The 6,489-nt window shown below is 31.6% G+C and carries 8 protein-coding genes; 5 read left to right on the forward strand and 3 right to left on the reverse strand.

Annotated features, from left to right (window positions below; all coding sequences use genetic code 11):
• Both J4418_04060 and J4418_04065 read left to right on the forward strand, forming a co-directional pair.
• A partial coding sequence (locus J4418_04060) for an aminotransferase class III-fold pyridoxal phosphate-dependent enzyme (protein ID MBS3113231.1) occupies nt 1-894 on the forward strand: 894 nt, incomplete at its 5' end.
• Nucleotides 879-1,904: a M42 family metallopeptidase gene (locus J4418_04065; GenBank protein MBS3113232.1), complete on the forward strand. Its 1,026-nt coding sequence runs from the start codon at nt 879-881 to the stop codon at nt 1,902-1,904. The genes J4418_04060 and J4418_04065, both read left to right, overlap by 16 nt.
• Before the next feature lie 44 nt (nt 1,905-1,948).
• Here the strand turns inward: J4418_04065 and J4418_04070 are convergent, their stop codons facing one another.
• Nucleotides 1,949-2,584, reverse strand: a complete 636-nt coding sequence (locus J4418_04070) for an acetate--CoA ligase family protein (GenBank protein ID MBS3113233.1) — start codon at nt 2,582-2,584, stop codon at nt 1,949-1,951.
• 158 nt (nt 2,585-2,742) lie between these two features.
• Between J4418_04070 and J4418_04075 the strand changes: the two genes are divergently transcribed.
• Nucleotides 2,743-3,492 carry a hypothetical protein gene (locus tag J4418_04075; protein ID MBS3113234.1) on the forward strand — a complete coding sequence of 250 codons (750 nt, stop codon included), beginning with the start codon at nt 2,743-2,745 and terminating at the stop codon, nt 3,490-3,492.
• Between the two features lie 21 nt (nt 3,493-3,513).
• The gene (locus J4418_04080) at nt 3,514-4,869 is read left to right on the forward strand and encodes a CoA-binding protein (GenBank protein ID MBS3113235.1); all 1,356 of its coding nucleotides are present in this window, start codon (nt 3,514-3,516) and stop codon (nt 4,867-4,869) included.
• Here the strand turns inward: J4418_04080 and J4418_04085 are convergent.
• Entirely contained in the window at nt 4,860-5,285 is a 426-nt protein-coding gene (locus J4418_04085) for a DDE-type integrase/transposase/recombinase (protein ID MBS3113236.1), read from the reverse strand. The genes J4418_04080 and J4418_04085 overlap by 10 nt on opposite strands.
• A 637-nt stretch (nt 5,286-5,922) precedes the next feature.
• Complete coding sequence (locus J4418_04090) at nt 5,923-6,081, reverse strand: DUF2080 family transposase-associated protein (protein MBS3113237.1); 159 nt, start codon at nt 6,079-6,081, stop codon at nt 5,923-5,925.
• A gap of 50 nt (nt 6,082-6,131) precedes the next feature.
• Between J4418_04090 and J4418_04095 the strand changes: the two genes are divergently transcribed.
• Nucleotides 6,132-6,443: a hypothetical protein gene (locus J4418_04095; GenBank protein ID MBS3113238.1), complete on the forward strand. Its 312-nt coding sequence runs from the start codon at nt 6,132-6,134 to the stop codon at nt 6,441-6,443.
• The last annotated feature ends 46 nt before the right edge of the window (nt 6,444-6,489 follow it).

Here is a 6,489-nt window from a genome sequence, read left to right on the forward strand (position 1 = left end):
GTTATTGCATTTGAGAATTGTTTTCATGGCAGAACAATGGGTTCATTATCAATGACAAATTCCAAACCTGTGCAACGTGAAAGATATAACCCTTTTTTACCGGTTAAACATGCTAAATATGCTTATTGTTATAGGTGTCCCTGGAAACAGGAATATGGGAAGTGTGATTTTTCATGTGTATGTTATTTGGATAAATTAATTCAAGGTATGGAAAAAAAGACTGCTGCGCTTTTTATGGAGCCTATTCAGGGCGAAGGGGGTTATATTGTGCCTCCAAGAGAATTTGTTAAAGGCGTTAGAAAATTATGCACTAAATATAATATATTATATTGCGATGACGAAGTTCAAGCAGGATATTTTAGGACAGGCAAATTTTTAGCTGTTAGCAACTTTAAAGTTAAACCCGACATAATTTCAATGGGGAAAGGCATTGGGCATGGTTTACCGATAGGAGTAACAATTTCCTCTAAAAAAGTTATGGACTGGGTCTCTGGGGCTCATTCTAACACTTTTGGAGGTAATTTAATTGCCTGCGCTGGCGCATTAGCAGGGTTAAAGTATATGAAAAAATATAATGTTGGAGAAAATGTTGTAAATATAGGTTTTTATTTTAAAACAAGGTTGCTTGAGCTTTATGAAAAATATGAGATTATTGGTGATGTGCGTGGAATTGGTTTAATGATTGGAATAGAGCTTGTTAAGAATAGAAAAACTAAAGAACCTGCAATACTAGAAAGAAATAAAATTGTGGTAGAATCTGCCAAACGGGGTTTAATTTTGTTGCCGGCAGGCAAATCTGTTATAAGATTCTGCCCTCCTTTAATAATCAACAAAAATCATGTTGATACTGCAATCACTTTATTGGGGGATGTGTTAAGATGTCTGAATTATTAATGAAGTTAATGGAAATTAATGGTCCAAGCGGTTATGAACATAATGTTCGGGCTTTTATTATAAAAGAAATTAAAGAGTGTGTCGATGAAGTATTTGTAGATAAAATGGGTAATTTAATTGCCCACAAACGAGGTAAAGGCCGCAGGATAATGGTTGCTGCGCATATGGATGAAATAGGGCTAATGGTTAAAAAAATAGAGGATAATGGTTTAATAAGATTTTCAACAATTGGAGGAATTGAACCTATTTCTTTAATTGCTCAAAAAGTAGATATTATTACCGGAAAAGGTGATGTAAGCGGGGTTATTTCTTTAAGGGATTTAGCCGGAGATGAATTAATTGAGGAATTACCTGAAATTAATGATTTGTATATCGATACAGGTTTAAGGAAAAATGAACTTGCAATAGTTGGTGTTAAAGTTGGAGATTATGTCGTTCCGACACATAAACCCACATTTTTAGGAAATAAAAAAATTATAGCAGGAAAAGCTATGGATGACAGGACAGGGTGTTATGTTTTGATAAAGATAATCCAAAATCTGAAAAAACAAAAATTGCCTTTGGATGTTTTTTTTGTGTTTACTGTGCAAGAAGAAATTGGACTTTATGGGGCTCAAACTTCGCTGTATAAAATTGATCCGGAGTGGGGCATTGCTGTTGACACCACTAATTTTAATGATCCGGATTTGAAAGTCGAGTGCGGAGTTGGACATGGCCCGATTTTAATTGCAAAGGATTCTGAAATGATAGCTAATAAATGTTTGAATGATACATTGCAAGAAATCGCGCGAGTTAAAAAAATCCCGATACAAGTAAAAGTTGAAGAGTTTGGTACTACGGACGCATCAAAGATTATGATGCATAAAGGGGGGATGCCGGCTGCAATTTTAGCTATACCTGTAAGTAATATTCACACGACTATAAGTATTTCTCATATGGATGACATTCACAACTGTATTTTAATTCTGGAAGAATTGTTAAAGAATCCGCCTAAGAGTTGTATTTTTTAAATTTTTTTTCTATAGGATTTATAATTATTGGTTTGTTTTCAAAATTAACTAAAAACTATTCTAGCATCAGCTACTTTGGCATCTTTAGAATTAATTATTAAAGGGTTAATGTCAAGCTCTTCAATGTTTGAATATTTTAAAGGTATTTTTGAAGCTTTGACTAATAATTGTTTGAGAAGTTTTAGGTTAACAGGTTTCTCATTTCTAAACCCTGTTAATAATTGTTTTAGTTTAAGTTGGTTAATCATGTCTTCAGCATCATCTTCAGTGATTGGGCAATGCCTGAATTGAACATCTTTTAGAATTTCCACCATTGTTCCGCCAGTTCCAAACATTATGACATGGTTAAAAGTTGGGTCTTTTTTGATTCCAATTATTACTTCTTGACCCTTTACATATTCTTGTATTAGGATTCCATCAAGTTTGATTTTTTTTTTAATAGCTATACTCTCTAGTGCCTTGTATTCTCTTTCTAGTTCTTGTTTATTGTTAATAATTCTTACTCCCTTGACTTCAGTTTTATGTAGGGCATCTTTAGAAATAATCTTTAGTACTACTGGATACTTTTTTGTAAATTTTTGGGCCTGTTCAATATTTTGCGTTAATTTATTTTTAGCTATCGGTAAATAGCGTTTAAGAAAATCTTCTGCGTCTTTTTCTGTGTATACCCTATTTTTCACGAGTTTATTATTCTTTTTTATCTATATATAGATTTTGGTAAATGGGGTTGGTATAGTCTAATATGGGACTATCAAAAAATTAAATCGTTGGTTTACACTATATAGATACACTGTCTTTGGTAATAATATTTATATAATCAATAAACCTATTTTATCCGATGAAAGAACAAATTAAATACGATCAACATTTTTTGGAAGATAAAAAGGTGTTAAATGAGATTGTTAAAGTTGCTAAATTGTCTAAAGAAGATGTTGTTTTAGAGATTGGGCCCGGTAAAGGAGTATTGACTAATGAATTAAGCAAATATGTAAAGAAAGTTATTGCTGTTGAAATTGATAAATCATTATCTAAATCTCTTGTCAGCTTGGAAAAAAATGTTATTGTTCAGTTTGGTAATATTCTTGAACTTTTTGATTCTTTGAAATTTAACAAGATTGTCTCAAATATCCCTTATTCAATATCTGAACCATTACTGAAAAAAATTATCAAAAAGGATTTGGATAATGTTGTATTATTAATTGGACAAAAATTTTATTATGTGCTTACTAGTGGTTTGAGTAAATGGTCATATATTATAAAACTATTTTATGAAATTAAGAAGGTTGTTGATGTGCCTAGAGAATGTTTTAAGCCAAGACCTCGCACAGATTCAATTGTAATTAGTTTTACTCTTAGGAAAAAGAGTTTAACTCGTAATGAAAAAGTAATGAAAGAGTTTGTGCTGCAAAGCGATAAAACAGTTAAAAACGCTTTAATTAATTCATTTGTGAAAGTTTACGGTTTAACTAAGAAACAGGCTAAAATTAAGTTTGAATCATTAAAAATTCCAGTGTTATTGCATGATAAGCACGTTGATGTTATTTCTAATGAAGAATTTAATAAGTTTTATATATATTGGTTCTTTTAATCTATTATAAAAAGAGGCAGGATGAACTTAGATAATTTCTTTAAAGCGAAATCTGTAGCGATTGTTGGAGTTTCAATTAATCCTGAAAAGATAGGTCACGTAATATTTAGAAATTTTCTTGATGCTAACTTTAGGGGACGTTTGTTTGTGGTCAATCCTTCAGTTTCAGAAATTCTCGGACATGAATCATATAAAACTGTCCGCGCAATTCCTTATCACGTTGATTTAGTTATTGTTGCAGTACCTGCAAACTTAATTTTATCAGTGATAAAAGACTGTGGCAAGAAAAATGTTAAAGATGTAATCATCATTTCCGCAGGTTTTGAAGAAGTAGGGAATTATAAGTTGCGTGATAAATTAAAGAAGCTTTTAGATTGTTATGGTATACGTGTTATTGGTCCAAATTGTTTAGGTACTTTTGATGCATATTCTAAACTTGACTCTTTATTTTTGCCACGTTACAGGCTGACTCGTCCGCATGAAGGCGGAATTTCGTTTGTGTGCCAGTCAGGCGCGGCTGGTTCTGCTTTATTGGATTTGGCTAGTAAGGAAGGTTATGGTTTTGCAAAGTTTGTGTCATATGGAAATGCTATAAATGTTGATGAGGCCGATATAATTGAATACCTTGGAAATGATAAAGAAACAAAAGTAATTTGTTTGTATGTTGAAGGTGTTAAGGAAGGTAATAAGTTTGTTGAAATATGTAAAAAAGTTAGCAAGAAAAAACCAATTATAGCGCTTAAAGGCGGAACATCTGAAGCAGGTTCAAAAGCTACGTTGTCTCATACAGGTTCACTTGCAGGCGCTGCTGAAGTTTATGAAGGTGTTTTTAGGCAATGCAATATTATTCGGGCGCATTATCTGGAAGACATGTTTAACTATGCCAGAATTCTTGAAAAAAGTATTGCGCCTCGCGGTAAACGGGTGCAAGTTATAACTAATGGTGGCGGTTATGGTATTTTATGTACAGACGCAATTATTGAAAATAATTTAGAAATGGCTGAAATGGACAAAAAAGTTTTAGCAAGTTTGGCTAAACAAATGCCGCCAATTGTGACAATGAAAAATCCGATGGATCTAGTAGGTGATGCGGATACTAATCGTTATAAGATTGCAATTGAGGCTGCTTTATGTGATAAGAATGTTGACATTATTTTACTTATTCTTTTATATCAAACGCCATTGTTAACGCCTGATGTTATCAATATCGTTACTGAATTTAATAATCAAAAGAAAAAGCCAATTATTGTTGTATCTACTGGTGGCGAGTTCACTGAATTACTAAAACATTCACTTGAAGAAACTGGCGTGCCTTGTTTTACGTTTCCGGAGCAGGCAGTGAAAGGTATTCGGGTTTTGTGCTGGTATTATTTGTAAGATAGGATTAATTGTTCATTTAGATAGGTTTCCAGTATAATTGGATGCTGTTTAATCTTCGAGTCCAATACAAAAATGAATAAGATGTAATAATCTTTCCTCTTTGATAATTCAATTTTTATCTCTGCTCTTTGTGCGGGTGTCCTATATCTTTTTTTGTTTTTCAACTTCTGTTCAGCAATAAAATTATAGTGGACATCATAAAAATTTAAAATGTCATCCGCGGATTCAAAATCTCCAAAGTGCCTCATTATTTTAGTTCTGTCTTTTAAGTATTGATGTTCTCTTTCGACACAATTATTATTGTGTTTATATCCATATTTTCTCCGTTTGATTAATATGCCAAATTCTAAATCAGCTATATTTCTAAAATATTGATTAAATCCTTTTCTGTAATGTTCAAGTTTATCAGTCACGAAAGATATCTTTTTTATATTTTTTTTGCTTCTAAAAATTGATTGTGATATTTTCTTTTTATCACCAGAAAAAGAAGTTTTGCTCCATCATCATATTTTTTGTTCTCATTCAACTTTCCAAATATCCTAAATTTTGTTTTTCTATCTTTACAAGTCCATATACATTTTAAGTTTTTTTATGTGTACAAAAAACTCATCATTATGTAATGGTCCCTTAATTTTTGGAGTCAGTTCTCTTGTCTTTTTGACGAGTAATTTTGAATATTTCCTTATCCAATTTAGAATAGTAGTCCTTGTTATATCTGTATCTCTATAATCACTTAAGTGATCCTTCACTTTTTTTAGAGACAATCTTCTCTTATTACAACTTTATGGTTTCAGCTATAATCTCTGGATTGTGTTTCATTTTCCCAAAGCCATCATCGATAGTAAATATTATTTTGCATGAATTATACCATCAGTTTTGTTTTTTTCTAGATTTGCTATATCGCCATCATTTACGCCATGTTTTTCTGTCAGAAGAACAATAAGTACATTTTGTGGACATTTTTATAACCTTAAGAAGAAGTAAGAGATTACTTATTTAAATAGGTATTGAAGATTAAACATAATCCTTAAAAAGTGCCGTGTGGCATGATTACCCCTTTCTAATAAGCACGTAAACTTTTTTGTTCAGGTGTTGCTTCGGAATTAATGCCATTGCCCCATTTCCTATTGGTCTTACTGTTGTATCTATTATTTGTTCAATTTCTTCTTCTAATCTGAATTTATTTTTCTTAATTGTTAATTTTTTCATAGTATAAAACCAAAAGGTTTAAACATATATAAACCTTTGCTTTTTATAAAATGGTAAAAACAAAAAGATGGGGCAAAAGACCCAAAGAAAACAGAAATTGGAAAGAATACAATGATAAATTAGTAAACCGTGGCGAGTACTACATTAATCCTAAATTTTTAGAGACTTGGCTTGATGAAATTAAAGAACTCAATACAAGGAAAATTGGACAACCTTACATGTATCCCATATCAATGATTGAATTCCTTGCGATTTTAAAAGCTAAAGGCTTTGATTTTAGATCATTGCAAGGAATAATCAAAGCATTGTCAAAACATATAGGCAATTTTCCGGTAATTTTGTTTATTCTTCTTCTAATCTGACTAAACGAAATTACCGGAAAATTGCCTATATGTTTTGACAATGCTT

This window comes from Candidatus Woesearchaeota archaeon (genome assembly GCA_018303425.1).
GTDB lineage: Archaea > Nanobdellota > Nanobdellia > Woesearchaeales > JAGVYF01 > JAGVYF01.

Bases quoted from the DNA above. Each gene is read 5' to 3' on its own strand.
- J4418_04095 (MBS3113238.1), top strand. From the start codon at position 6,132: ATGGTAAAAACAAAAAGATGGGGCAAAAGACCCAAAGAAAACAGAAAT.
- J4418_04065 (MBS3113232.1), top strand. From the start codon at position 879: ATGTCTGAATTATTAATGAAGTTAATGGAAATTAATGGTCCAAGCGGT.
- J4418_04080 (MBS3113235.1), top strand. From the start codon at position 3,514: ATGAACTTAGATAATTTCTTTAAAGCGAAATCTGTAGCGATTGTTGGA.
- J4418_04090 (MBS3113237.1), bottom strand. From the start codon at position 6,081: ATGAAAAAATTAACAATTAAGAAAAATAAATTCAGATTAGAAGAAGAA.
- J4418_04075 (MBS3113234.1), top strand. From the start codon at position 2,743: ATGAAAGAACAAATTAAATACGATCAACATTTTTTGGAAGATAAAAAG.